This is a genomic window from Anaerobacterium chartisolvens, assembly GCF_003337415.1.
GTDB classification, from domain to species: domain Bacteria; phylum Bacillota; class Clostridia; order Acetivibrionales; family DSM-27016; genus Anaerobacterium; species Anaerobacterium chartisolvens.
Window position 1 is genome coordinate 59,714 of the sequence record NZ_QPJT01000001.1, and the last position, 22,252, is coordinate 81,965.

The following is a 22,252-nucleotide window of genomic DNA, read 5'->3' on the forward strand; positions in this document are numbered from 1 at the left end:
CATTTCCATGCGGGAACGCATAGCATATATTTTTGATGAATTTGAAAACATATGCGTTTCTATTTCCGGTGGCAAGGATAGTACTGTTTTGGCGTATTTAGCACTTCAAGAAGCGCATAGAAGAGGCCGGAAAATAGGTATCTTTTTTCTCGATGAAGAGGTTGTCTATCAAAGCACCATAGAACAGGTACGCTGGATTATGGGACTGTACCCGGAGAATACGATAAAATTATGGTTTCAGATAGAGTTCAATCTCACTAATGCCACATCATTTAAGGATGGGCAATTAAAGTGTTGGGAGGCAGGAAAACATAAAATATGGATGCGCGCAAAGGAACCAGACAGCATACAACACAAACCTTGGGATCGTGATAAGGAAACCGTAAGGGATAAAAACAAGGGTTTCGGCTTTTACGATGCAATAGAGAACTTTAACAATTACAGACAAGGTACTGCGTTCTTAGTGGGATTACGTGCCACAGAAAGTCCCAACAGGTGGAGGGCAGTATCTAAAAATCCAGGGTATAAGGATATTTACTGGGCCACAAAGATGATAAACAACAACGTGACCTTTTATCCCTTGTACGACTGGAACTTTCATGATATATGGAAGTTTATATATGATAATAAAGTTAGGTATTCCAAAATATATGACTATATGTACAAGAAAGGCATGGGGATGCAGGAAATAAGGGTGTCTAGTTTAATCCACGAAAAAAGCTTCAAGGCATTGGTGGAGCTTCCAGAGTTTGAACCTAAGACATATGATAAGCTTTTAAAGCGCGTGCAGGGAATAAGTGTTGGACATATTTACGGCAAAGAAAATGCAATGTTGAAGGTCAGGAAGCTTCCTAAGAATTATAAATCTTGGAGGGGATACAGGAACTTCTTGCTTGAGACATATCCGGACGAGAGCAAAAAACCTATCTTTATCAGGAGGTTTTCAAGGCAATTTGATAATGAATATGTTTCAAGGCAGCAGTGCAGGCAGCTCATACTTAATGATTATGAAAATAACCTCCCGATTGATAATGGGCCTGACCCGCGGGAAGAAACAATAAAAAAATGGAGGGAATTGTTGTGAGAGAATATCAGACAGAGTATGGAGTTTTTACCGTTCCTGACTTTCCAAAAATCAAAACAAAGAAGGGGGAAGTTACTCTCCCTGTGATGTGTCCCATGCTGGTGCCCAAGGAACTTGTTGTCGCAAACAATTACAACCCTAATCATGTGCCGGATAATAATATGAAATTGCTTGAAACATCCATATTAAGAAACGGCTTTTGCTACGCAGTAGTAACGGCTTGGGATGAGGATACCGGGAAATTTGTTGTAGAGGACGGATTTCATCGGGATACTATTTTAAACATGTGGCTTGATGCAGAATATATCCCGATCATAGTGCAGGATCATACTCCGCAACAAAGGATGGAGGCAACTGTACAGTTTAATCGCGCTAGAGGAGTTCATCAGGTTGAGCTTATGGGAGACTTGGTTCAGGCCCTGATTAATCAGGGCGCATCTGACGAAGAGATTTCTAAGCATCTTGGAATGGAAATGGAAGAAGTGTACCGCCTCAAGCAAATTACTGGAATAGCAGAGCTGTTTAAAAATCAAATTTATTCAAAGTCTTGGATAATGCAGGAGGTAGAGGAAAATGCCTAATTGGGACTACGGAGGAGCGTACTTGAGATATCCGATACCGGAGCAAGGATATAAGTTCCCTGACGGCAGTATGGTAAAGGTTCATGATATTTTTGATCCCCTGCCTAAGTTTATGTATCAGGCCGATATGATGTTCACAGATCCCCCTTGGAATCTTGGAAACTTAAATACATTCTATTCAAAAGCAGATGAGCCTCTCAGATCTGAAACCTTTGAAAGTTTTTATCATCGGCTATTTGAGTGTATAGTAGATGTAGATCCGAAAACATGCTATGTGGAGGTTGGAAAGCAACATATTGCTGATTTTATTATAGAAATGAGAAGGATCTACAAGCATGTGACTTTTTATAATAGTACCTATTACCATAGCAAAGACAAAATATGCTATGTAATTCGCGGTAGCCGCAAAAAGTCCGCGCCTAAACTGGATTACATGGATGAGGAAAACATAATCCAATGGGTATGCGCTAATGAGGATTATAATATAATAGGGGATCTCTGTATGGGACGTGGCCTCGTTGGATTACATGCTTATGAAAATGGGAAAAAATTTGTTGGCACAGAATTAAACCCCAAAAGGTTATCTGTGCTAATTGAGCGTGTAAATAAAAATAAAAAAGGAGCTTTGTAATGGGAAGGAAAGATTTGAAAAACAGGAAGGATATTACGCTTACTCTGTCGAAAGAATCACATGATTTCTTGGCAGAGTATGCAAAGTCGACGGGTATACCAAAGACGCGCCTAGTGGATAAGGCGCTTGAAATAATGAAAGAAAAGATAGAAAAGGGCGAAAGAGTATTTTAAGGAGGTTAAGGAGATTATGCAAAAGTTTGAGGTAGGTCAATTGTTTTGGCCCGGGAAAACAAGCTACCCTGAAGCACCTAAGTTTTCATTCGGGGCTTCAGGCGCAGCGTTGGAATTGTACCTGCAGAAGCCGTCCAAAAAGGAAATTGAGTCTGTTAGGGCAGGCAAGTTTGAGCTGGGATTTTACGAAAAGCAGCCGTGTATCTTCATGCTATTCAAATTTGCAGGAATGGGGTATATGGATGCTCCTTATAGCGTACACCTCTCCCCTGCCTTTGAGTTTCAGCCACTTAGTCCGGGACTTGGCTTTGCTCTAACAGTGTTTCTTGTGGACGCAGCAACAGGAGTGCTTGAGGTTATGCGCTACGTCGGGCTTTCGACTGACTTTTCGGCGCGGCTCCAAAAAGCAATAGAAAGACAAAGGGAAATGCTCTTTGACCGCGTGGAGTACGATGCCTGTATAGCGCATACGTACAGCAACTATCCAACCGAAGCCCTTGTGCAAAGGGCAGAGGCATGGTGCAGAATAAAATAAAAAATGTGAGGATATGAATATGAATATGGATATGAGAGAATTTAGCCAAACTTGGGAAACTGAATATATCAAGTCCCGAGTAGACCGAGTTTCAGAATCGCTTAAGAACGGGAGGTATGAACAAGCTCTTGATTACCTCAGGATGATTCAGGACAAGTCGAAGGCCGCTGAAATCTTAATCAAGAACTCATTGCGGCGCTAGAGCGGATAGTCCTAAAAAAATAAGCCTGACCGCAAGAAAGCAGCAGGCTTATTTTTTTACATTAAATGTTACGGTTCAGCACTAGATAAATGTCACTTAAAAATTTCAATACATTATAGTATGTTGTGGTTCGGTGAGTTATATACTGTATTTTACATTAATTTCTACAAAGTGTCAATTGTTAGTAATTGCTTATCAGTAACTCCTTGTATACCTTATTGCTTTCGTACCGGCTAACAAGGTTGTTGCTTCTCTGTATTTCCTCTATTCCGAAATCCCGATACAGCTCTCTTATGTATTCACAGTCATTATAAGATAGTAGGAACTTGCCCTTTACATTCTTAAGTACCGCATTTAGCCGCATATGGTCCTCTTTCGCGAACTGTACCTGATAATATTTCTCTGTGCCATAATAAGGTGGGTCAAGGTACAGGAGCGCGTCCGGCTTATCGTATACTTTAATCAGGTTTTCAAAGCTTTTGTTTTCAATAATTACGCCGGACAGTCTCTCTTCGATCCTCTCCAGATACTCTGACATGACGCGTATGTTTTTCTTTACGCAGCCGAACTGTCTCTGATTGCTGCCATAGCTGCTTTTAATTAGCATGAAGAATCGGGCAGCTCTCTGTATGTCCGTCATGCCTCTTATTTTGTATTGCGCTTTAAAGTCCTCAAACAGTTCCCGGGAATTTAGCGTTCCTGAAAGTTCACGCTGCAGCTCGGGCCTGTGAAATTTGACACACCGGAACAGGTTAACAAGGTCACTGTTGTAGTCGTTGTAGACCTCCATCTCTGCATGGCGGTCCTTGTAGAAAAGTACCCAAGCAGCTCCACCGAATACTTCTATATATCGGCCTATGCTGTCCGGGAATCTGCTTACTATTTGTTTCTTAAGATAATTCTTACCGCCTATCCAACTAATAAAACTATTCATTATCTGCATCTCCTTTGATTGTGTGTTTTGAATGTAACTGTGTAGCGCGCGGTAATGCTAAAAATTTCGACGAATGAGCCGGGGCTATGCTCCAATTTGCTTCAGGGTTCCTTTTTTAAATACAGCCCTTCCAAACCGACAATATCTTTGCAGGCCATATCAAATACTTAAGTGTAAATACCCGTGAGTAAAAAAACAAAGGCTGGATGTGATATCCAACCTTATGCACATTGCGCCTTTTAACTTTAATTCTCCTCTCTAAAATTAAAAAAGAGAGGGGCCGGTGGCTATCCGGCAAGCTCTCTAAAATTTACATAATAAAAGCAGGAATAATCCTGCTGCATGTCAAGTGCATTTTGAGGTTCCCTTCTAAAAGCGTAGAAGCTTTAAAGGACTACTCTTCCATCTCTTCTATGATTAGTATAACCTTTCGGCCAGCATACCTCTCCAATGTGCCTATAACATCTACATTTGCTATGGTAGATGTCAAAATGTCCTCTTCTGCTTTAAAATTTAAAATTCCGCTTAATTCAACCTTATTCATTGTTTTTATATCCTCCTATTTTTTATTTATTTTACTGATGTAAGCTTTATACAATCCATTTTACTTTTTCAAGGTACTTTCTGTGGCATCGTTGAAAGCGTCTGCAGTTGACGCAACTGAGGTAGTTTTCGCTGTTGACATTCCTGCATAAAATAATCCGCTTATTGATTATAATTTTAATCTTTATACGTTTTATTTTTCGCTTCAACTTCCTTTTTATTTTTTTAATCATCTATTTTTAAGCTCCAACACCTTTGCTTCAATGGTTTTTGCAAGATAGTCCGAGAAGCTTCCAAAGTTCTTATCTATAAGGGACTTGCACTCAGGCGTTAAGGCTGCCATTATTTCGGTGTATGCCCTCTCCGACAGTGCGGTAAGCTCCGACTTATCAACCTTACCGTCCTTCACGGCCTCCCTCAGCTCTTTTGCTGCTGTCTGCTCTATCTGTGCTACTGTTTTTGCTGTGAGGGTTTCAACATCGTCTATTGCATCCAGTAGCAGTATCCTTTGCTCTGCGTTTTCGAGCTGTTGTACCTCCGCTTTTGCTTTCTGTGTCAGCCTGTTTACCGCTGCCGCCACATAGGCAAACAGCAGAGACAGCAAGGCCAGTGCTATATTAACCATTGTTTGAGTTAAGATTTCCTGAATTCCTTCCATATTATCGCCCTCCTAATCAACCATTTTCCCAAGTATCCCTATAACCTCTCCCACTGTAATGGGCTGATCCATTTTGTCCGTCCAGTAGCCGGGAGTTTGGATAATTCCCTTTGCAACAAGCTTTTCAAGGCCCTCCCTCTGCCATACGGGGATGTTGCTGTTTTCAGATGTTCCGGGTGTGACGGGCTCATTTGACATGGCATTTAAAATATTCATTATACCCCCTCCGTAGCCCCTTCCGGGGTATGCCCAGCCTACCCCGTTGGGATTATCCTCATACCCCAGCCACTCAACATACCTTGCGGAGCCTCTTTTTACCAGACCGAATCTGGGATCTACAAGCTCCTGCTTTAAAGCCTCCGTGCTTGCATATGCCTTAAGGTGCTGTATCTGTGCCCTTACTCCTATCCTTGGGCTGTCAAAGCTTGCAGCCTGCCCCTGCCTGTTCCCGTTTAAGGCTCCTATGCCGGCATAGTTATTCTGTTCCGGCAGCACGATGCCCCCGTACTTGAAGTATCCCGTTTCCTTAAGGCTCTGTGCCCACGCCACATCAGCCCTTACGCCCTCAATTTCCGCCTCCTCGGCAAAAAGGCCCGCCAGCTCTTCTAATGGGCAGTTGGGGAGCTTGGGGCTGCCGTTGCCTTTTACGGCATATGATATCATTTGCGAGGTGTGCAATTGGGAGGCTCCCATTATAGGGGTGAGATTCTTTTGTTCTCCTCCGTCCTTCCAGCTTATGCCTAAAAAAGCTGCTGCTCCCTTTGCTATGCCCAGCGCAGCCTTGTCTAAAAAGGCCTCATTCCTTAGAAGTGCCTCTTCGTTGGGATTGTTTATAAAGCATACCTCAACGAGTGCAGCGGGCATTTTTGTTTCCCGGAGTACCGCAAAGTTAGCAAACTTCACTCCTCTGTCGGTCAGTCCTATGCTCTTAACAAGGCTCTGCTGCATAGCTTTTGCAAGCTTCTCACCCTCCCCGCCTGCAGCAAGCGCGTATGTCTCAGTGCCGGTAGAGGCGGAGCTGCCGGAGCTATTTATGTGGATGCTCAAAAAATATTTTGCGGCTGCGCTGTTGGCTATAACTGCTCTGTCTGACAGCCCGACAAATACGTCTGTGGTACGGGTATGAGCTATGCTTATACCCTGCTGCTTAAGTAATGCGCCTGCCTTATTGGCAAGCTTTAATGTTATATCCTTTTCCTTTAAACTTGTCGGGCCTACCGCTCCGGGATCACTCCCGCCGTGGCCTGCGTCAATCATTATGTCTAACATGTACTTTTATCCTCCTTTTTTTGGTTGTGTATGATCCCCTTTAACGCACGGTAATAGTCCATGCAAAAAATGCTCCGCAAAGTCATTAAGACCATGGAGCGCAACCCTCCAATTAGCCTTAAGATGCTCAAGATAGTTCATATTAAATTCCTCCTAACATTTTACCGGTAATCTCAGGGCCTAACACAATGGCCCCAACCACAATTACCATTACCAGTACGCAAAAAATAAGAACCTTATCAAAAAAGTCCTTTTTCTTCGTGTCCTCTGCCATTTTCGTCAATAATACCAGTGCCTGTTCAATTGTTTTTATCCTGCCTGCATGGTCGTTTAATCTCCTTTCCGCAGTTTCCATCTTGTCATCTGCCGATTTGTGCTTTTCTGTACAAACCTCTTTGCTTACATATTCGCTCATCTCCCTCACTTCCTTTCATATAATAAAGAGAGCTGCCAAAAATCAGAAAGGCAGCTCTCTTTATGCCTGTTTTAGCTTTGTAAATTCATCTTTCCCGCAATATCCATGGCCCATTGCTCCGGTACGTGATTTTTAAACTGTTTATCCATGTCCAGTTGTTTATATAATTTATTCCAGTAATATATGTTTGCAAGCACCCGCGCCTGATGCATAACGCATATGTAGGTTACTCTCTTATTCGGGGTACCGGCCTCTTCGTAGTTGTACGCACTGCACCACGCACACCCGGAAGCAATGGGGCAAGCAAAGCATTGTTGCGTTGACTGGCTTTTGCGGGTTATGCATTTAAGGCAATTTATATCCTCTTTATGCTTGGCGGTTGTGGCTATGCCTGTATGTATATCTCCAATAACTATAGGCTTGAGCCCAGCCCGTAAGGACAATGGAGTATATCTTAAGCAGGGATACACCAAGCCCTCATTATCTATAGCCAGCATTTTCCCGGTACCTCCGCACCAGTTTTGGTTATCCTCCTCCGGCATTGGGTGCCCGATAAGTTCATCAAACAGGCTATTGGTATACCTCTCATACCTGTTATCCTGAAGGAGATAATCGGCCAGCTTTTTCATTTCCTTGTACAGGGTTCTTGCGTGTTCCACGGTCCAGCCTTTTTCATAAACGCAATTGCTCAGAATGTCTTGAAGCCCCATTTCGTATAAGTGAGTGCAGGCTTCAGACAAATGCATGACATTATCCGGTGCGATAGTAAGCTTTGTGGTTCGGTGTCCGCTTTGCTTAAGGTACAGTTTAAAGGCACTTTCCACCACGTCATAACTGCCGGAGCCATTAGGAAATACCCGGCAGCTATCATGGAGCTGCTTGTTGCCGTCTATACTTATGGATATGCTCAGGCGTTCTTTGTACTTCTCTACAAAACGTTGCACCCGTGATGTTTCGTAATTTACACCATTGGTGGATATGGATATCATGTGGTGCAGTGCCCATCTATGACGCTCCTGTAAAGCCTTATGTCTAAAATATTCTATGGTGCTGTCAATCAGGTCTGTTTCAAGAAGTGGCTCTCCCCCAATAAACTCCAATATGATTGCTGAATTGGGATTGCTGCCTATGTATTCATGTTTCCTGTCCTCTTCAAAAAGGAAATCTACTGCTCTTTTTGCTGTTTCAAGTGACATCCTGTGTTGCGTGTCCTTGTTCCCTTCATAGCAGTATTTGCACCGAAGCGAACAATCCCATGTAACAATAAATGTCACGTTTTCAACTGCGCTTATATTTGTGCATTGCAGTTCAGGGTACATGAGAGGGTAAATATCTTGGAAACCTTGTATTTTACTGCGTACCATCGTTTTTCTCCTTGCAAATATTTTTATTGCATTTAGCAGCAGGGCTGAATATCAGACACCCTCCGCTGTAATCAACTGTCATTTCCGTTATAATGCTTCTGTATTCTTCTGGCGTATATTCCTCCCGCAGCTCCTGCATAGCCAATTGAAATTCAGTAATTTTCTCCTGATGTTTTTCTATCAGATTGGCATAATAGGCATTGCTTAATTTTTGCTCTTCTCCAAGTACTACGGATTTTATAAGGCTTCTATATCCAAGTGCTTCATAGTCCAGCCGCTGGATATAATTTATAACTTCTCCGGGTATAGGTACTATTCTTTTCATACCTCCGCCCCCAATTCAGCGTCGATTTGACTCCGTAAGGGTATTAGCCTCTTAAGCTCTGTCGAGAGCCTTTTTATTTCACTCATGCATTCATCCGTCATGAGGGACAAATACATTCTTAGCAACACCCTGTTATAGTCGATTTCGTAATATATATTGTTAATTGGCCCATCTGCTGTACACTTTTCGAGCATGTTAATAGCTTCATTGATTGGGGTTTTGTCCTCCTCAAGGGAGTACTCGAAGAAGCTTACTATAAATGTTGTGTTAACAGGATATAAATTGTCATGGACCTTGTTTGCTATCTCTGAAAAAGTATCAAGTGCTGTCTGTTTCGTGATTGCATTGACTTTAACTTTATTCCTGAGATAGTCCTTTACGGGCAGCAGTATCAACTCAGGGGCATATTTTAGCATATCGCCCTTATAATTGGTGCCCTCTAAAAAGGTTTTGCACTCAAGGATCTTTTCCTTGGATATGCTGCTGCTGTTGTCTAGCTCTGTTGCCACATCCGCCGTAAGTAAAATAAATTCAATGTCTTTTATACTTGCCATAATTTTTTATCCTCCTTCTTTACATTACTGCTCCACTACAACCGCTGCCGCAGCCAGAACAACTATTTTTGCAACTATAAAAGCACCCGCTCCCGCAGTCAGTTCCACAGCCGGTGCATCCACCGGTACAGCTCCCGGAGCAGCTTCCACTGCAGCCACTCCCGCAGCCGGTGCACCCACCACTGCAGCCGCTGCCGCAACCAGTACAACCTCCGCTACAGCCACTACCGCAACCTGTACAGCCTCCGCTGCAAGTGCCGCTGCATCCGGAGCAGGTCCCGCTACAGGTGCCCGTGCAAGTGTTAGTACAGCTCCCAGTGCATGTGCCCGTACATGTTGTTGTGCAGGCCGTTACACACATGCCGCTGCACATTGCGCTGCAGTCATTGCCAGAGGTTGCGCTCCTTGACTTTGCCTCAAAAACTGTTTGTTTTGCCTCAAGTATGGTCATGTCCTGAAGCATGGCTCCCGGCTTTACGCTGCCCATGCCCGGATCAGAAATGCTTGCTTGTACGTCCCGGATTCTATTAAAATGCTCAGTTCTCGGGATCTCCCCCTTTTTAGGGGCAATTGCATAATCGTATGCCGCTCCAGCATAAGTGCTTAAATCTCCGTACCCGTTGCGACGTTGCATTTCAGTTTTTACCCTTGCTTTCAGACTTATAAAATCCTGCGCAGAGGGCAAATTTCCTTTTGCAAAAGACATTCTTGATTCACCTCCCCGCTATATATAAGTTCCAAGGCCAACCGGCATTATTATTAAGCTTTCCATACGCACTTCGTAAACGGACGTTTGAGGCAGCAACTGCATAACTATTCTAAGTTGATTGTTCGTTGCTTTGGGGCCTTTGTAGTCAAGGTTCATTCGGAAGCTTTTGTATTTATACGCGCCTGAAAAATCCGACGCTTTAAAAGTGCTTGTTGCTATGGTTGTATATGTGCCTGACTCATTTTTTTGTACGCTAACCTGTATGGCGTTTGTTGTAAAAGTTATGTTGGAAGAGCATAGTGTTACTATCAATACATAATCGCAAAACCGCAATGTATCTATAGTAATCTGTGCTAATTGTACGGTTGCTGATGTTGATGTATTAGCGTATATGCTCCACCCGTTCCAACAGTTTGCATCCGCCTTTTTACTTCCGGTCCAGCGCGGATCGGAGGTATCAATGTCAAGGAATGCATTTAAATTTTGTTTATTTGCTAGGCCTTCTAATGTTATTGCGGGGGCTTCCCACCAGTTATCCCTTCCTGTTATTGTCTTTATCCTATTTGCAATCCAGCTAAATAAATTTGATATATTTCCATTCCCCGGACTTGTCGGTACTTGGGACTGGTTAACGGTTATTGCCGTCCCGGCTATGTCTATGCTGTCAATTTGTGTTTGCAGGTGCTGTATGTCCTGCTGGCTTGCATACACAAGGGATTGGTTTATAGTAGCCGTAACATTGGACGCATTACCTATAATGGTTATAATGTCAATTATCTTTTCCTTTATATCCGGTCCACCGCCTGCAGGGATATATTCAGCATTAGTTCCGGCGTTACCGTAGCAGTACAATACCTCCCCTGCATCCGGGTCCTGTGCAAACAGTCCCAATTCACGCCAGTAAAACCCACTGGCTAGATCAGTGTTTAGCAGGGCAGTTCCGGCTACCGCATTGCCTTCCGGCAGCACTTTTAACTTCTTAATTTCAAGGGATTTTACTTCGTTCTTCAGGGCATTTAATTCCAGTATTGATGTGCCTCCTAATGCCCCATCCCCTACAGCTATTCGTGTGAAGTGCAACTCAACCCCCGTTTGCGCTTTAGCTTGCAAAAGCCTTCCCCGGTTGGTTGAAATCATACCTCCAAAAACGCTCATATCACATCACCTGCCTTATTTGGATATAGTCTCCGGTATGTACGGCACTCCCGAAATACAGTTCCATTTCCCCGGTCAATACTATGATAATTTCTTCAAGGTGCGACCGTATATTCTTTGCATATCCAAGGACTTTCCTGAATTGCGCCGCCTGATAGTCTGTAACAGATGGGTTGCTGGTTACCACCTTAAACATGTACGGCTCCCCGCCGTATAATGGCCATTCCTGTATATACCCGTCACCAAAATATGTTTTAATCAGCTCTTCTACTGCATAGGGCGTTCCTCGGGTTCTATGAATCAGGATTGCGGTTTTTACTAACTCTCTTTTTTGCTGGAGCGTTGCATTAGCATCATACCAGTCTATATGCATCTGCCAGGCTAGCTCATCCAGTGTAGTTTCATCCAGTTCATATATTCGGGAATATATCAGGCATAGCCTTACCTCTTTTGCAAGCTGTCGGAAATGCGGCGCAAGAGCAGCGCATAAGGCTATTGTGGTTGGGTCTTTTTTCATTTGTGAGGATTGCAAGTCCAATAGATTTATGTTTTCAAGGTTAATCATACAAGCCCTCCATAGTTAATAGTAGCAATGCCTTGCGTCGCAACCTCGCCCGCCTGTACCTCTGTCCAAGCCGGGCTCGTTATATCTATCCTGTAAGCTCCCCCGTTCAGCATAAGCTGCCTCAGATAATCCGGATTAATTTCCCTTCCCAGTTTGCCCGACTGCCATTTATGATATTGGACTATCGCACCGTTACTACCTTCAATTGCATCCCTTATTACTGTTTCCTCAGTCTGTCTTTCCCGGCTGATGTAATATGTGAGGTTTATATTATAGGCCACCTCCTCAGGTGCCAGCACCTGAACATTATCTGTCAGCGGCCTTCTGTCCTTGGAGTTTACCGCAGCCTCCACCGCGCTTATTACTTCAGGTGAGGGTATTTCTCCGTTCTGCATAAGTATCGCTATTTTTACGACTCCGGGGGACGGGGATGTGACTGAAACATCATCAATGTTTACGCTGGCTGTTTTTGCCCAGTAGACATATGCACCTTCGGGGCCAGCAACAGAATAGCTTTCGGGCGCAAGCCTTATTCTTTCGCGGTAGCTGTTATCATCCTCAACGTCTGCCCCTCCGCTGCTTGTGCTTGTGTTGATAATGTTTGCCACATACGGTATAGGATCGACTATTGTTTTTATCTGCCCAGGCGCAAACCCATTATGCTCTTTTCCTCCCTCAGTGGCCTCGATAACAGCTTCACCCTGTATTGTCCCCGTTGGTATGATCAGGCTGCTGCTGACCGCAAAATATAACTGCCCATCAGGCGTTACCCTTGTGCCTTCAGGGACTATAACATTTGCTCCCTGTGCGGCCGATAATGTCACCTTGACGGTTGCTTTTGCTTTCGTGGCGGGTAAACGCTGAGTGGAATAGAATTCTCCCATTTCATCCAGCTTGTCACCTGTGGCATATCTTAAAAGGTTGCTGCGACCCGTCTCGTTTATATCGTTTTTCAGCCCCACAATGACGGGGATCATCTGGAGCAGGAAGAGCCTGCGTTCGTCAGCCGGATACAACGTTTCTCCGAGAGCCGCTTCAAAATCAGTAATTAACTGATTCTGAATGCTCTGTGAATCCACCGTTACAAAATTTATATTACTCATATTTCAACCACCACCTTAAACTGCATATTACCGTCTTCATCTATCCCGGTATGCAACACCTCTATCAATTCGGCCCTTGGCTCCCTTGATGATATCAGGTCATATATTTCTGCTGTCGTCTCGGCAATTGCACGATCCAGCGGCATGTCTATAAAAGCACCTGACAATCCAAGAGTACGGTCATATGCCACTTCATATTTGCGTGTATTTAGTAAGTTGATTATGTTCTGTGTAATCCTTTCATTTCCTTTAGCTGTCCAGTTTATCTGTATTCCGGACATTTCTATTGTAACCTGCATAAAATCAATCCCTTATTTTTTTATACCTGCTGCAGCCGCTATCGAGGCATTGGTATTTGTACGCTTTTGTGCGGCCTTATCTTCCCCGCTTATCAGCGCATCCAGAATACTTTTATCACCCGCCGACACTCCTTTTGCGCTCTTCTTGCTTGATGACTTTGAGGCACTTGCACTCCCCGCCCTCACATATTCGTCGAATTGGAGCTGCAATTTTCCTTTAATGATATTCCCTTTTTTGTCAATGGTAGTATCGCTTAGAGCTACACTTGTAAGCAGCCATTTATTTGTCCCAAATGGCTTATTCCCCAAGATGAAGGTGTACGCTTTTCTGGCATCTTTTATTGTTTTCCAGCTTTCATATTCCTCCCGCACATCCATTCCGAATGAATTATCAAGCGGCACATTAAAGCTCATAGTATCCAGATCAGAACCCTTTATATATGTGCTTGGTTTCTTCCCTGCAACATCCTGCTTTTCTGTCTGCAAAGCCCCACCCGTGGTAAATTCATTAAAAGTGTACAGCTTACGGTTGCTTACCTGAAATGATTTATTTGCAAAAACCGCTATGGGCATGTGTAACCGCCCCCCTTAAAACCTTGATATTATCAGGCCGTCAGTCATATTATCAGAGAAAACAACTACTGCTACCATGTCATTTATATTTAAGCTGCCGATATCACGTGCGATTGTTATTTCGGGGGTAATGCCATTATCCCGGTCCTCAAATACAACCCTTGCCTTTCGATTATAATTATCAACTGTCGATATCCTGCCTTTTAGTACCATTAATATCCCTCCAATGGCCTTCTTAATTTCAAAATTGTTTTTTCGCTTGCAAGCATGTGCGTAGCCTGCTCGACAAAATATTTTCCGTCAGCAAGCCCAATGCCGGCTATGTTGATATTGCATCCGGCGGCGAGCCCCGTGTCCAGTTCCATTTGTATTCTTCCGGTATGTTCTTTTTTATTCTCTGCCCTTAAGAGGTTTTTTGCAAACCTCTCAGCCTCAGCTTGATTATTAACATACATTTTGGGCTTAAGCACTGAACCCACCGAAGCCGCCGAAGGTTTGAAGGTATATGATATGGGGCCTGTCTGTGCAGCATATGTAATGTTGCAGGAGCTGTATAGTCCTATGGAAACGGAACTGAAATCAAAATCCCCGTCAAACTTTTCAAGATTTACTGTTCTGGTCGGCTCCTTTGCCTCATACTGCTTTTGACTATATATAACAACCTTCTGGCCGCATAGCTTTAGGGCATATCCCTCAAGCACGCACCTCCATGCAAGAAACTCAAAGTCTGTCCGGTCAATCTGATCGACTCTTTCGTATAGCCAATTTTCCAAGCCGTAGACCTCAAGCTCAAAGCCGTACTTGCCGGAAATCTCGGAGGCCAGCTCCAGAAACCTCACGCTTTCCCATGCTTTTGTATTACTGGACTTGGCATTCAACGGAATCGGCAGAGCCTTCATCCTCATGCCTCCCCTGTCCTGCTGTATGTAGTCAATAAACATCTGTCCAGAAGAAAAGCCCTTCTCTATAACTTCAATTTTATTGCCTTTCTGTGGCTTCCACTTGCTCCATAGACCCTCTGTGTCTGCAAGCTTCAGCTCCAGGCTGTCTGCAATTCCTCCGGCGTTGTCTGTTATGTCTGCCTTTCTAATTTGCACAGCACCCGTTATGTCCCTTCCTTCGTATATTACCCGCATATGCATATCACCTCTTCCACGGGGGCAGGGTTTCCTGTGCTTTTTCTTCGATAATGGGTATTTTAAGCGTTACTCCTGCATCAAATATAATTGTCTTGCAATGCGCTGGATTTGCCTGAATTATTACGGAGGCATAAGACTCTTCGTTGTAAAAATCCAACGCAACCATGTCAAATGTATCCCCCTGAAGCGTTGTGTATTCGTAATACTCAGCCAAATTTCACCCTCCCTTCATCCATGAAAAACTCTTCAAGCCATGCCTTAAACCTTTCTTTGTCTGCATCTAAAAGTGCCTCAATTTCAGCTTTCTTCCCTCCATTGATAACCGGCGCATAGGTAAAATGTATCTGATTTCCGCTCCCTGCCGACTCCACTCCTATTGCTCTGGCGGTCTGATTCAGGAGTGATAGACTCCTCGGGTCCTTATACTTAATAGGTATGGCGGCCTCAAGTCCTGCTTCTCCAAATACCGACGGCCGATTTGCAAAACCCCCGCGAGCAAAGGTTGGAATTTCAGGGATTTGAAAACCTATGTGCTTACCACCTACAACAGGAATCCACTCTGGTATATCAATCTGTATCTTTCCAAAATTCCGTATGAAGAAATTCGCAGCATTAATTATTCCGTTTATTGCGCCTTTAAATATTGCATCCAGCGCATCGCCAATTCCGCCGAATATTTGCTCAACCCCCTTCCATGCCAGTTCCCAGTCTCCCGAAAATACGCCTTTTACAAAGTCGATGACACCTGACAAGGTTGTTAATAGCCCGTCAATAACACCACTTATCACGTCTATGGCCGTAACAACAGTGTCTTTAATGTAAGGCCAGTATATGTCAAACTGGTCTTTAAGCATTCCGCCGTAAAATATCACAAAGTCAACGGCTTTTCCAATGACTTCCTGTATTTTTGGCATCCACTTTTCCACCGAATCAACTACTTTCGGAATAACTACATCAGCGATAAAATTAAACACCTTGGTAAGAGGAGGCATGACAGTAGTACGTATGAAATCTACAGATTTTTTAATTTGAGGGATTAAGAACTCGACAAATCCGGATTGTATTTTTCTTATTGCCGGGTAAATGGTTTTTGTCACTACATTAAAAGCTTTTCCAAATAAGGGGCCGATAGTTTTGGCAAGTTCTATTACTGACGGGGACAATTCATCAAATATCTTTTTGCCCTCACTTGCTATAAACATAAAGTTTGTTTGGAACTCCTTAAATACAGGCTTCACCGCCTGAAGTATTCCATCGAATTTACCCTTCCCAAATATACCGTCAAACACATTTCCAAACGCCTCCATTGGCTTTGCGCCCTTTTCTATATAACCGTTGAATTCGTCCAGCTTTGAAATTATTTTCCCCAAATGTTGGTTTGCGGATTTTCTGGCCTCAGTCAGAGCTGGTAAAAACGACTTCATTAACGCCCCCGATGCCTGCTTCAAATTTTCTTCCCAAAGCCTTGTTTGGTTTGCATACCCCTCCTGCGTCCTTGCAAAGTCCCCCTGCGCATCCTTGGATACATCCATTAGGTATGCATATCTAAGCGCTGTCTGCGATGCCTGATCCATGTTCTGGTATGAGGTTTTTATGCCCTTAGATAATGCAAACGCCTCCATGTTTGCAACGGACATATTTATGCCGAGCTGTTTAAGCGGTTCGGTTTCTCCTGATATCCCCGACCTGATTTTCTCAAAGGCCTTTTCCGTATCTAAATTATGGAATGAAGCGAGATCTCCTGACAATCCCGTTAAATTTTTCGACATGGTAACAACAGCGTCTCCTGACAGTCCGCTGCTTTTCATCATTGCTCCCAATGTTCCAGTGTACTGCTTTGCCGCTAATTCCGACAGCCCGAAGATCTTCAGAGTCTGCTTTGACCATTCGTTAATCTGCCCGGCACTCTTTCCAAAGGTCACGTCAACGACGTTTTGCACCTCTTCCAGATTGGAGGCTAATGCTATTCCCTGCTTTGCCGCCGCACCCAGCCCTATTGTAATGGCTCCTCCCAATAAGGCCGCAGACTTTACCACCCCACCTACAATTTTAGCTGTGCCGGCTGCAAATCTGGACATTCCTGATGAGGTTCTGTCCATATCCCCTTGCGCACGTCTTAGCGCATCACGCAGGGAGGGATCGATCCTTCCCGCAAGTATTATTAATGCTTCAAGTTCCCTTCTGTTTGCAGCCAACACACTCACCCGTCTTTCTTGTATTTCTTATTGGTTTTTTCGGCCTCATCTGCCAAGTCCTCATAGAATTCAACAAAGTCCACCAGAGGCATGTTCATGCATTCGTTTCTGGTGGACGATGTATTAGCCGTTACTTGTGCTACTGCTCTTCGGATATACTTGTCAGCAATGTATCCTCCGAATCTAAGAAGAAAAAACTCCGCACCAGCTTTTCCGCTTTTGCGGCATCCCTCGCGCTTATCAACAGTATGTCTGTCTGATCGATATCCGCGTTGGCTTTTGCTGCTGCCTCCGCAAATATGTACAGGTGATAGTCGCTATCCAGCTCCTGAACGGTTATTACTCCCCCGGCTTTTTTGTATGCCTTGCCTGCATTCAATTTGTCCTGTGCCGTCATATTATCAAAATCATACTTGAGATCTTTTACCTCCACGCCGTTTATCATTACGGGCTTTAACAGCTTTAATATTTCCATGTCCTCATCCTCCATCCAAATATTTAAAGCAGCCCTATGCAAGAGCTGCTCTTATGCTTTCCATATAATCTTTTCCATTCACCACATACTTACCGTTGAGCTTGTCAATTAAGAAGGTTTCTATCCCATTGACTATTTTTCTGTAGTATACAATCTCAAACTCACTTGACCCGTCTGCAGTCCCTCCAACTTCAACCTTGCCGGGGTCATATTTTTTGTTGAACCCAGTCATAAAAACCTTGTTGCTTTGCGTTTTCATGCTCATACCGCTTGAGTCAAAGGTATCATTAACCCATACGGCCTCAAACTTTATCGGCCCCGGTCTGGACAGCATGGAATATTTTGCACTGTCTGCACGGCTGTTAACTGTGAAGGTCATGCTCCCAACCTGGCCGTATGCAGGGAGGTCTATTTCCCCAAGTATACCTGCTCCTTTTATGGTGTCGGTCGGCTTTTCAATTGAGGGAAGCTGCAAATCAGCAGCATCGTCTATCAGATGCATTGTCCCGTTCTGGTCATCCGCTTTAAGCCTATAGTCTATTGTTTTGTTGCTTATCTTCATTATCCTTCACTCCCCCCGTATAGCATTTCAATGCCCTGAGTTGTGTACTGAACCCTGAAGGTTAGGCTCTTGCCCGGTGGCGTGGTGGTGGTCTGTATATCAAATACAAAATCGCCTTCGATAATGCTTGATATGGGGTTGCTTGACTCGTTGAAGTCAATTTTTCCATACAGCATTTTGCCATCCCCGACAAGGCCGTTAAGCCATACCTGAGCATCGTTCAGTATAGTGTCAACCTTAGACCTGTTCAGGGGCTGGTCAACATCGGACATGTAATTCTGTTGGAATGAGTTTGTCAGGTATGCCATCATGCGGATGTTGCAGTCAAATTTATCCCTTGGGTCAATCTCTGCGCCACTTTTATAGTTTCCATTATGCGGTCCCCATAGAACCCATGTGCCAGACCTGTATGTAACCGTTGTAATGCCCTCGCTGTTTAAGTCGTTTGCCTGTATTTCATCAAAGTCAACAGTGCTTCCATCGCTCAATATTGCCCCTGTGATGTCTATAGGTTTATTTGAGGGACTTTCATAGGGTATACTGTCATTTGCATAATCAGTCTGCTGCATTCTGACAACCGCCATTGTGGAAAGCCAGAAGGTATTGCTACCGCTTTTCACTTTAGGCCAGCATGCCTTCTCAAGTTTGGAGGTATACGCATTAGTTTGTTTCCACGTTTTTGCCGCCCCTATAGTTTTAGCCGCCGAGCTGTCTATGTCGGTAACACATATCGCATCCCAGTGTCCGTTTATCTTCTGGCATTTCTCTAAAAGAGCAGCCTCGACCGCCGACTTATGGCTCCAGCCCGGAGCTGCAATTATAGTTGGTATCATATTGTATGCCTGATATACCAGATCAACACATGCAAGTCCTGTCCTCTTGCCGTCTGCATCTATTCCCCCAACTATATCCGTTTCGGTTGCCGGATTTTCTTCGGTGTGTATATCAGGGTCAAGTACGTTTATTAGTATTATGGGGCCAATGGGTCCTAATTTGTTTCTGAAATGTGCGTACACCGCTTCGCAAAGGGTGTATGTTTCCCAGTCATCACTATATCCCACTATGCCTTTTGCATCATCAAAACTGTTAACCAGTACAGGTTTGTTTATTACTGTGATGCCACTTACGCCTGCACCAGGAGCAGTCCCCACATACACAGGGAGCGTTGCCACCCCGGAAGGCGGCAGACTGTCCTGAGTAGGGATCTGCTCTCCATATACTCCATGTAAATATGCCATTATTTCACCATCCTTTACTCATATTGTTCTGTCAAACCTGATATGTAACCCATAACTGCACAGGCTACAGAAAAGGTCATCCACCCGTACCAGTAAGGTGCGGGCTGGTCTTTGTACATCCCCCATTTAAAGGGACGTTGTATGCTGGTTACGTCTTCAATCACAGCAGCAGCCGAAAGCTCCCTCCTAGCCAGGGCAATGAGGTTTATTAGGTCTTTGTATCCCTCATAATTAGGATAAAGCTTCCCGTCTTTTACCAGCCCTTCACTGAAAGTCACGAAGGACAGCCTTATATTTAGGCTTGCGCTGTCTCCGTCATCCTCTCCCTCATCCATTCCAACAATTATGCATGGTATGTCTGTTACCTGACTCTCGGGACTAATGTTTTCCGGAAGCTTGGGCGGTATCCAGCCAACATGCACAGCCGGATGCACCAGATCATATGTGTCTATATTCTTGGCTGGTGTCTGCAGCTTAATTTTATTGGCCACCCTTTCCTGTAGGAACTTTTGTAACGCTTCAATAATTATATTGTCCGTCATGGCTTCACCCTCTTATCCTGTTTAGCCTTCTTTGCACTTCATGCTCTATACGCTCACTTAGCTTTGCCTGTGCATCCCTCTGTATTTGCCGATTAATATCTTCATTCCCTATCATTTGAGGAATTGACAGTGTCCGCAGTACAACTATGGGCTTCCTTTCCTCCCCCACCCTCATGAACACGTTAAGGGAATTGTTCATGTTTTGAACGAATGCACTCGGGGAGGTATTTACTGTTTTTCTACCTCCTTGCTTTTTTATCTTGACTTTTACTTTTCTTTTCGTGCCGGGGCTTTTGGGGGAAAACGGGAAATTGGCAAGTGACAGGAGGTGTCCTTGTGAAACAAGCTTTGCCGATAATTCCCCTCTTCTTGCCTTGTGTTTTTTTATTGTCTTTTTTACCGTTGTGGTTTTAATTGAATACTCTTGTGTTACTATCCGCCCCACCTGTGTATTTATGTAGTCCACTGTCCTGTTTAATGCAGAGGCGGCAGCTCCGGGCATTTCTCTTTCCAGTCCTCTTAATTGCCTTCCGATATTGTTTAACTGCCTCGTGTCGATGCGGATATTATCTCTAGGCATTACTCGTTCCTCCTGAGAATTATTTCATATACCCCGGCATCCGCCCTCACGTCAAAGACCTGCATCTTTTTACGGTCAAAAATCTGGACTTCATCCACTCCCGGAGGTTCTCCATATTCCTCTGCGGCTACATAGTACAGGATTTCTCCTATGCTTATTCCGTCAAACTCTTTTTTACTGCGCTGCATAAGCCGATCATTGTCAATTACAACGTTGAGCGTCCTGCCGTTTATTTCGTGCGGCTCCGAAAATTCGGCGGGATTAAAAAAAACTTTCAAATCAGATCGGAGTATATCCTTGAAGTTTAACATTCAATCACCTTCCCGGTTTTTTTAGTGGGCTTAGAGCCACTGCCTCCCACAGGCTTTTTGGCGGGCTTACTGGGTTTAGGCGCGGCACTTCTCGCCGCCGCATTCCGTGTATTACTCCCGGCAGGTTTGGGGCGGTCTTTTGAGGCTTCATTCCCCATTTGTATGTACTCATCAGGGTTAAACTGTATGTCGACAGCTTCCTGTTCCCTAGCATACTCCACTCCGTCCTCTTCCTCCTTCTCTTCTTTGGCCTGACTGTTTTCTGCCACGTTCGCCTGCCTTGCTTCCTCTGCTCCCTGCTCGCTTGGATCGTCGTCTCCGGCTTGACTATTATCTTCCTCTTCGCAGTTATGCAGAATGTATTCAGCGAAGTCCTCAGATACAAGCCGGGCCTCTTCCTTCTGGGAAAGGCCCGGTATGGTTTCGCCCTTTGTATAGGTTTTGCCATCGTGTCGGACTTTAAAATTTTTAACCTTTATCATATGCCCTCCCTATTTGACAACCGCTACATACCAAGAGTCAATATCTTCCGGTACAGGTAACGGCCTTGAAGACAGCCTTATTTTCCTTACCTCGTTTTCTTCATCCGACCATACCTTAGGTATCCTTGTACCTTCATAAGTAACAAATGTGCCGTTTTCCATCTGGGTAATGGCACCGTAGTAACGCTTGTTCATGCCCGTCGTACCCAGTAATATGGTTTTCTCCGGTATCATAGGCTGCTCTGTATCATCATCATCTAAAAACCATTCATCGTAGCTGTAAAGCTCCAGGTCCAGCTCGGATATTCTCCCTATGTAGGTTAGGGCAGGGGATTTCACGGAAGGCTCTATGACTCCAATGTTTATCCTTAAAAGGTTCATTATTTTCTGCACCTTTTCATGATTAATAAAGGTTTTGCTGACATCGGAAGCCATGATGCAAATGGTTGGAGCCTTCCCCGTTTTCTGGATAACCTCAAGCCTTTTTTCTCCCAGATATCCAATGGGATCGGAGCCGGGATCTGTCCACAGTTCGCCGCCTGTTAAGATTTCCTTGTTTGTAAAGTTATAATCGACCACTTTGTCGATGTGCTTGCCGTTTTCGGTCATTTCCTTCATGGTTACTTTCCCCGTAAAGAGCAGCTCCCTGCACATCCATTCCTCCCTGCTCGTAATCATATCGTCAAGCTCAATAATGTCCCCGGCAAGCAGCTCCTGTGCTCTTTCATCGGGTGTCCTTGTGCTGTAAATAGCCTCCCCCATCGATCTGGTATTCAAATCATCTTTTGTGAGGATTCTCTGCGGTGCAACTCTTGAGAACTTGAATGTTCTGGTTTCAAATCCCTGCCTGTCTACAACAATTCCCCCAACACGAGGGGCAACAAACGGAGCCATTTTTCTTTTGCCTTTTTTAAAATCCACGTCAACATTTTCCGTCAGGAAAGTCTGTGTGCCGGGGAAAAATGTGTCCCTTAAAAATGTATGGACCGGCTTCATTATGTTTATTGCCTGAAGCATGGTCCTGGTACTATAGAGGCTTATAACGTTATCGGGCAT

Annotated in this window: 32 protein-coding genes; 5 read left to right on the top strand and 27 right to left on the bottom strand. The window is 44.3% G+C overall.

Annotation, left to right across the window (positions count from 1 at the left end):
* Window positions 1-7 precede the first annotated feature (7 nt).
* The 5 genes from DFR58_RS00285 to DFR58_RS00305 are packed head-to-tail and all read left to right on the top strand — an operon-like array spanning window position 8 to window position 3,004.
* Window positions 8-1,084, top strand: coding sequence for a phosphoadenosine phosphosulfate reductase domain-containing protein (locus DFR58_RS00285; RefSeq protein WP_278278791.1), 1,077 nt, complete (start codon window positions 8-10; stop codon window positions 1,082-1,084).
* Window positions 1,081-1,665: a ParB N-terminal domain-containing protein gene (locus DFR58_RS00290; RefSeq protein WP_242987337.1), complete on the top strand. Its 585-nt coding sequence runs from the start codon at window positions 1,081-1,083 to the stop codon at window positions 1,663-1,665. The genes DFR58_RS00285 and DFR58_RS00290 overlap by 4 nt, the downstream gene beginning before the upstream one ends.
* Window positions 1,658-2,296, top strand: a complete 639-nt coding sequence (locus tag DFR58_RS00295) for a hypothetical protein (RefSeq protein WP_114295814.1) — start codon at window positions 1,658-1,660, stop codon at window positions 2,294-2,296. The genes DFR58_RS00290 and DFR58_RS00295 overlap by 8 nt, the downstream gene beginning before the upstream one ends.
* Window positions 2,296-2,469, top strand: coding sequence for a ribbon-helix-helix domain-containing protein (locus DFR58_RS00300; protein ID WP_114295815.1), 174 nt, complete (start codon window positions 2,296-2,298; stop codon window positions 2,467-2,469). The genes DFR58_RS00295 and DFR58_RS00300 overlap by 1 nt, the downstream gene beginning before the upstream one ends.
* A gap of 16 nt (window positions 2,470-2,485) precedes the next feature.
* A complete protein-coding gene (locus DFR58_RS00305; protein ID WP_114295816.1) occupies window positions 2,486-3,004 on the top strand; it encodes a hypothetical protein in 519 nt (172 codons plus the stop codon).
* Between the two features lie 383 nt (window positions 3,005-3,387).
* Here the strand turns inward: DFR58_RS00305 and DFR58_RS00315 are convergent, their stop codons facing one another.
* The 27 genes from DFR58_RS00315 to DFR58_RS00435 form a co-directional block, all read right to left on the bottom strand.
* Entirely contained in the window at window positions 3,388-4,140 is a 753-nt protein-coding gene (locus DFR58_RS00315) for a DNA adenine methylase (RefSeq protein WP_114295818.1), read from the bottom strand.
* 394 nt (window positions 4,141-4,534) lie between these two features.
* Window positions 4,535-4,684, bottom strand: a complete 150-nt coding sequence (locus DFR58_RS21700) for a hypothetical protein (protein WP_170137971.1) — start codon at window positions 4,682-4,684, stop codon at window positions 4,535-4,537.
* A gap of 228 nt (window positions 4,685-4,912) precedes the next feature.
* The gene (locus DFR58_RS00320) at window positions 4,913-5,341 is read right to left on the bottom strand and encodes a hypothetical protein (RefSeq protein ID WP_114295819.1); all 429 of its coding nucleotides are present in this window, start codon (window positions 5,339-5,341) and stop codon (window positions 4,913-4,915) included.
* A 12-nt stretch (window positions 5,342-5,353) separates the two neighbouring features.
* Window positions 5,354-6,610, bottom strand: coding sequence for an N-acetylmuramoyl-L-alanine amidase (locus DFR58_RS00325; protein ID WP_170137972.1), 1,257 nt, complete (start codon window positions 6,608-6,610; stop codon window positions 5,354-5,356).
* Window positions 6,611-6,616: 6 nt separating this feature from the next.
* Window positions 6,617-6,751, bottom strand: coding sequence for a hypothetical protein (locus tag DFR58_RS22460; RefSeq protein WP_278278790.1), 135 nt, complete (start codon window positions 6,749-6,751; stop codon window positions 6,617-6,619).
* 1 nt (window position 6,752) lies between these two features.
* Window positions 6,753-7,025, bottom strand: coding sequence for a hypothetical protein (locus DFR58_RS00330; protein ID WP_114295820.1), 273 nt, complete (start codon window positions 7,023-7,025; stop codon window positions 6,753-6,755).
* 71 nt (window positions 7,026-7,096) lie between these two features.
* Entirely contained in the window at window positions 7,097-8,389 is a 1,293-nt protein-coding gene (locus DFR58_RS00335; RefSeq protein WP_114295821.1) for a radical SAM peptide maturase, CXXX-repeat target family, read from the bottom strand.
* The gene (locus DFR58_RS00340) at window positions 8,376-8,714 is read right to left on the bottom strand and encodes a hypothetical protein (protein ID WP_114295822.1); all 339 of its coding nucleotides are present in this window, start codon (window positions 8,712-8,714) and stop codon (window positions 8,376-8,378) included. Before DFR58_RS00340 ends, DFR58_RS00335 begins: the two co-directional genes overlap by 14 nt.
* The gene (locus DFR58_RS00345) at window positions 8,711-9,268 is read right to left on the bottom strand and encodes a hypothetical protein (protein ID WP_114295823.1); all 558 of its coding nucleotides are present in this window, start codon (window positions 9,266-9,268) and stop codon (window positions 8,711-8,713) included. The genes DFR58_RS00340 and DFR58_RS00345 overlap by 4 nt, the downstream gene beginning before the upstream one ends.
* A 24-nt stretch (window positions 9,269-9,292) precedes the next feature.
* Window positions 9,293-9,493 carry a hypothetical protein gene (locus DFR58_RS21660; RefSeq protein ID WP_147273123.1) on the bottom strand — a complete coding sequence of 67 codons (201 nt, stop codon included), beginning with the start codon at window positions 9,491-9,493 and terminating at the stop codon, window positions 9,293-9,295.
* A 499-nt stretch (window positions 9,494-9,992) separates the two neighbouring features.
* On the bottom strand, window positions 9,993-11,132 hold the full coding sequence (locus DFR58_RS00355) for a phage tail-collar fiber domain-containing protein (protein ID WP_114295825.1): 1,140 nt from the start codon (window positions 11,130-11,132) through the stop codon (window positions 9,993-9,995).
* A 1-nt stretch (window position 11,133) separates the two neighbouring features.
* Window positions 11,134-11,697, bottom strand: coding sequence for a phage tail protein I (locus DFR58_RS00360; RefSeq protein ID WP_242987338.1), 564 nt, complete (start codon window positions 11,695-11,697; stop codon window positions 11,134-11,136).
* Window positions 11,694-12,800, bottom strand: coding sequence for a baseplate assembly protein (locus DFR58_RS00365; protein ID WP_114295826.1), 1,107 nt, complete (start codon window positions 12,798-12,800; stop codon window positions 11,694-11,696). The genes DFR58_RS00360 and DFR58_RS00365 overlap by 4 nt, the downstream gene beginning before the upstream one ends.
* Entirely contained in the window at window positions 12,797-13,099 is a 303-nt protein-coding gene (locus DFR58_RS00370; RefSeq protein WP_114295827.1) for a hypothetical protein, read from the bottom strand. Before DFR58_RS00370 ends, DFR58_RS00365 begins: the two co-directional genes overlap by 4 nt.
* A gap of 12 nt (window positions 13,100-13,111) precedes the next feature.
* Window positions 13,112-13,672 (bottom strand): phage tail protein, encoded by a 561-nt coding sequence (locus DFR58_RS00375; RefSeq protein ID WP_114295828.1) that lies wholly within the window; start codon window positions 13,670-13,672, stop codon window positions 13,112-13,114.
* A 15-nt stretch (window positions 13,673-13,687) separates the two neighbouring features.
* Window positions 13,688-13,885 carry a hypothetical protein gene (locus tag DFR58_RS00380; RefSeq protein WP_114295829.1) on the bottom strand — a complete coding sequence of 66 codons (198 nt, stop codon included), beginning with the start codon at window positions 13,883-13,885 and terminating at the stop codon, window positions 13,688-13,690.
* Window positions 13,885-14,808, bottom strand: coding sequence for a phage late control D family protein (locus DFR58_RS00385; protein WP_147273124.1), 924 nt, complete (start codon window positions 14,806-14,808; stop codon window positions 13,885-13,887). Before DFR58_RS00385 ends, DFR58_RS00380 begins: the two co-directional genes overlap by 1 nt.
* A gap of 7 nt (window positions 14,809-14,815) precedes the next feature.
* Window positions 14,816-15,025: a tail protein X gene (locus DFR58_RS00390; RefSeq protein ID WP_114295831.1), complete on the bottom strand. Its 210-nt coding sequence runs from the start codon at window positions 15,023-15,025 to the stop codon at window positions 14,816-14,818.
* Window positions 15,018-17,015 carry a phage tail protein gene (locus DFR58_RS00395; protein ID WP_147273125.1) on the bottom strand — a complete coding sequence of 666 codons (1,998 nt, stop codon included), beginning with the start codon at window positions 17,013-17,015 and terminating at the stop codon, window positions 15,018-15,020. The genes DFR58_RS00390 and DFR58_RS00395 overlap by 8 nt, the downstream gene beginning before the upstream one ends.
* A 130-nt stretch (window positions 17,016-17,145) precedes the next feature.
* On the bottom strand, window positions 17,146-17,481 hold the full coding sequence (locus tag DFR58_RS00400; RefSeq protein WP_114295833.1) for a hypothetical protein: 336 nt from the start codon (window positions 17,479-17,481) through the stop codon (window positions 17,146-17,148).
* A 34-nt stretch (window positions 17,482-17,515) separates the two neighbouring features.
* On the bottom strand, window positions 17,516-18,043 hold the full coding sequence (locus DFR58_RS00405) for a phage major tail tube protein (RefSeq protein ID WP_114295834.1): 528 nt from the start codon (window positions 18,041-18,043) through the stop codon (window positions 17,516-17,518).
* Complete coding sequence (locus DFR58_RS00410; protein ID WP_114295835.1) at window positions 18,043-19,281, bottom strand: phage tail sheath family protein; 1,239 nt, start codon at window positions 19,279-19,281, stop codon at window positions 18,043-18,045. Before DFR58_RS00410 ends, DFR58_RS00405 begins: the two co-directional genes overlap by 1 nt.
* 14 nt (window positions 19,282-19,295) lie before the next feature.
* A complete protein-coding gene (locus tag DFR58_RS00415; protein WP_114295836.1) occupies window positions 19,296-19,823 on the bottom strand; it encodes a hypothetical protein in 528 nt (175 codons plus the stop codon).
* Window positions 19,824-19,827: 4 nt separating this feature from the next.
* Window positions 19,828-20,403, bottom strand: coding sequence for a phage tail protein (locus DFR58_RS00420; protein ID WP_114295837.1), 576 nt, complete (start codon window positions 20,401-20,403; stop codon window positions 19,828-19,830).
* A complete protein-coding gene (locus DFR58_RS00425; RefSeq protein WP_114295838.1) occupies window positions 20,403-20,714 on the bottom strand; it encodes a hypothetical protein in 312 nt (103 codons plus the stop codon). Before DFR58_RS00425 ends, DFR58_RS00420 begins: the two co-directional genes overlap by 1 nt.
* A complete protein-coding gene (locus DFR58_RS00430; RefSeq protein WP_114295839.1) occupies window positions 20,708-21,196 on the bottom strand; it encodes a hypothetical protein in 489 nt (162 codons plus the stop codon). Before DFR58_RS00430 ends, DFR58_RS00425 begins: the two co-directional genes overlap by 7 nt.
* 9 nt (window positions 21,197-21,205) lie before the next feature.
* The gene (locus tag DFR58_RS00435; protein WP_114295840.1) at window positions 21,206-22,252 is read right to left on the bottom strand and encodes a major capsid protein; all 1,047 of its coding nucleotides are present in this window, start codon (window positions 22,250-22,252) and stop codon (window positions 21,206-21,208) included.

Coding starts and splice junctions, on each gene's coding strand:
- DFR58_RS00400 (WP_114295833.1), bottom strand. CDS start 17,481: ATGGAAATATTAAAGCTGTTAAAGCCCGTAATGATAAACGGCGTGGAG.
- DFR58_RS00340 (WP_114295822.1), bottom strand. CDS start 8,714: ATGAAAAGAATAGTACCTATACCCGGAGAAGTTATAAATTATATCCAG.
- DFR58_RS00385 (WP_147273124.1), bottom strand. CDS start 14,808: ATGCGGGTAATATACGAAGGAAGGGACATAACGGGTGCTGTGCAAATT.
- DFR58_RS00345 (WP_114295823.1), bottom strand. CDS start 9,268: ATGGCAAGTATAAAAGACATTGAATTTATTTTACTTACGGCGGATGTG.
- DFR58_RS00415 (WP_114295836.1), bottom strand. CDS start 19,823: ATGACGGACAATATAATTATTGAAGCGTTACAAAAGTTCCTACAGGAA.
- DFR58_RS00355 (WP_114295825.1), bottom strand. CDS start 11,132: ATGAGCGTTTTTGGAGGTATGATTTCAACCAACCGGGGAAGGCTTTTG.
- DFR58_RS00405 (WP_114295834.1), bottom strand. CDS start 18,043: ATGAAGATAAGCAACAAAACAATAGACTATAGGCTTAAAGCGGATGAC.
- DFR58_RS00320 (WP_114295819.1), bottom strand. CDS start 5,341: ATGGAAGGAATTCAGGAAATCTTAACTCAAACAATGGTTAATATAGCA.
- DFR58_RS00410 (WP_114295835.1), bottom strand. CDS start 19,281: ATGGCATATTTACATGGAGTATATGGAGAGCAGATCCCTACTCAGGAC.
- DFR58_RS00335 (WP_114295821.1), bottom strand. CDS start 8,389: ATGGTACGCAGTAAAATACAAGGTTTCCAAGATATTTACCCTCTCATG.
- DFR58_RS00285 (WP_278278791.1), top strand. CDS start 8: ATGCGGGAACGCATAGCATATATTTTTGATGAATTTGAAAACATATGC.
- DFR58_RS00370 (WP_114295827.1), bottom strand. CDS start 13,099: ATGCAGGTTACAATAGAAATGTCCGGAATACAGATAAACTGGACAGCT.
- DFR58_RS00315 (WP_114295818.1), bottom strand. CDS start 4,140: ATGAATAGTTTTATTAGTTGGATAGGCGGTAAGAATTATCTTAAGAAA.
- DFR58_RS00295 (WP_114295814.1), top strand. CDS start 1,658: ATGCCTAATTGGGACTACGGAGGAGCGTACTTGAGATATCCGATACCG.
- DFR58_RS00380 (WP_114295829.1), bottom strand. CDS start 13,885: ATGGTACTAAAAGGCAGGATATCGACAGTTGATAATTATAATCGAAAG.
- DFR58_RS00420 (WP_114295837.1), bottom strand. CDS start 20,403: ATGCCTAGAGATAATATCCGCATCGACACGAGGCAGTTAAACAATATC.
- DFR58_RS00425 (WP_114295838.1), bottom strand. CDS start 20,714: ATGTTAAACTTCAAGGATATACTCCGATCTGATTTGAAAGTTTTTTTT.
- DFR58_RS00325 (WP_170137972.1), bottom strand. CDS start 6,610: ATGTTAGACATAATGATTGACGCAGGCCACGGCGGGAGTGATCCCGGA.
- DFR58_RS00435 (WP_114295840.1), bottom strand. CDS start 22,252: ATGCCCGATAACGTTATAAGCCTCTATAGTACCAGGACCATGCTTCAG.
- DFR58_RS00365 (WP_114295826.1), bottom strand. CDS start 12,800: ATGAGTAATATAAATTTTGTAACGGTGGATTCACAGAGCATTCAGAAT.
- DFR58_RS00430 (WP_114295839.1), bottom strand. CDS start 21,196: ATGATAAAGGTTAAAAATTTTAAAGTCCGACACGATGGCAAAACCTAT.
- DFR58_RS00305 (WP_114295816.1), top strand. CDS start 2,486: ATGCAAAAGTTTGAGGTAGGTCAATTGTTTTGGCCCGGGAAAACAAGC.
- DFR58_RS00300 (WP_114295815.1), top strand. CDS start 2,296: ATGGGAAGGAAAGATTTGAAAAACAGGAAGGATATTACGCTTACTCTG.
- DFR58_RS22460 (WP_278278790.1), bottom strand. CDS start 6,751: ATGAACTATCTTGAGCATCTTAAGGCTAATTGGAGGGTTGCGCTCCAT.
- DFR58_RS00375 (WP_114295828.1), bottom strand. CDS start 13,672: ATGCCCATAGCGGTTTTTGCAAATAAATCATTTCAGGTAAGCAACCGT.
- DFR58_RS00360 (WP_242987338.1), bottom strand. CDS start 11,697: ATGATTAACCTTGAAAACATAAATCTATTGGACTTGCAATCCTCACAA.
- DFR58_RS21700 (WP_170137971.1), bottom strand. CDS start 4,684: ATGAATAAGGTTGAATTAAGCGGAATTTTAAATTTTAAAGCAGAAGAG.
- DFR58_RS00330 (WP_114295820.1), bottom strand. CDS start 7,025: ATGAGCGAATATGTAAGCAAAGAGGTTTGTACAGAAAAGCACAAATCG.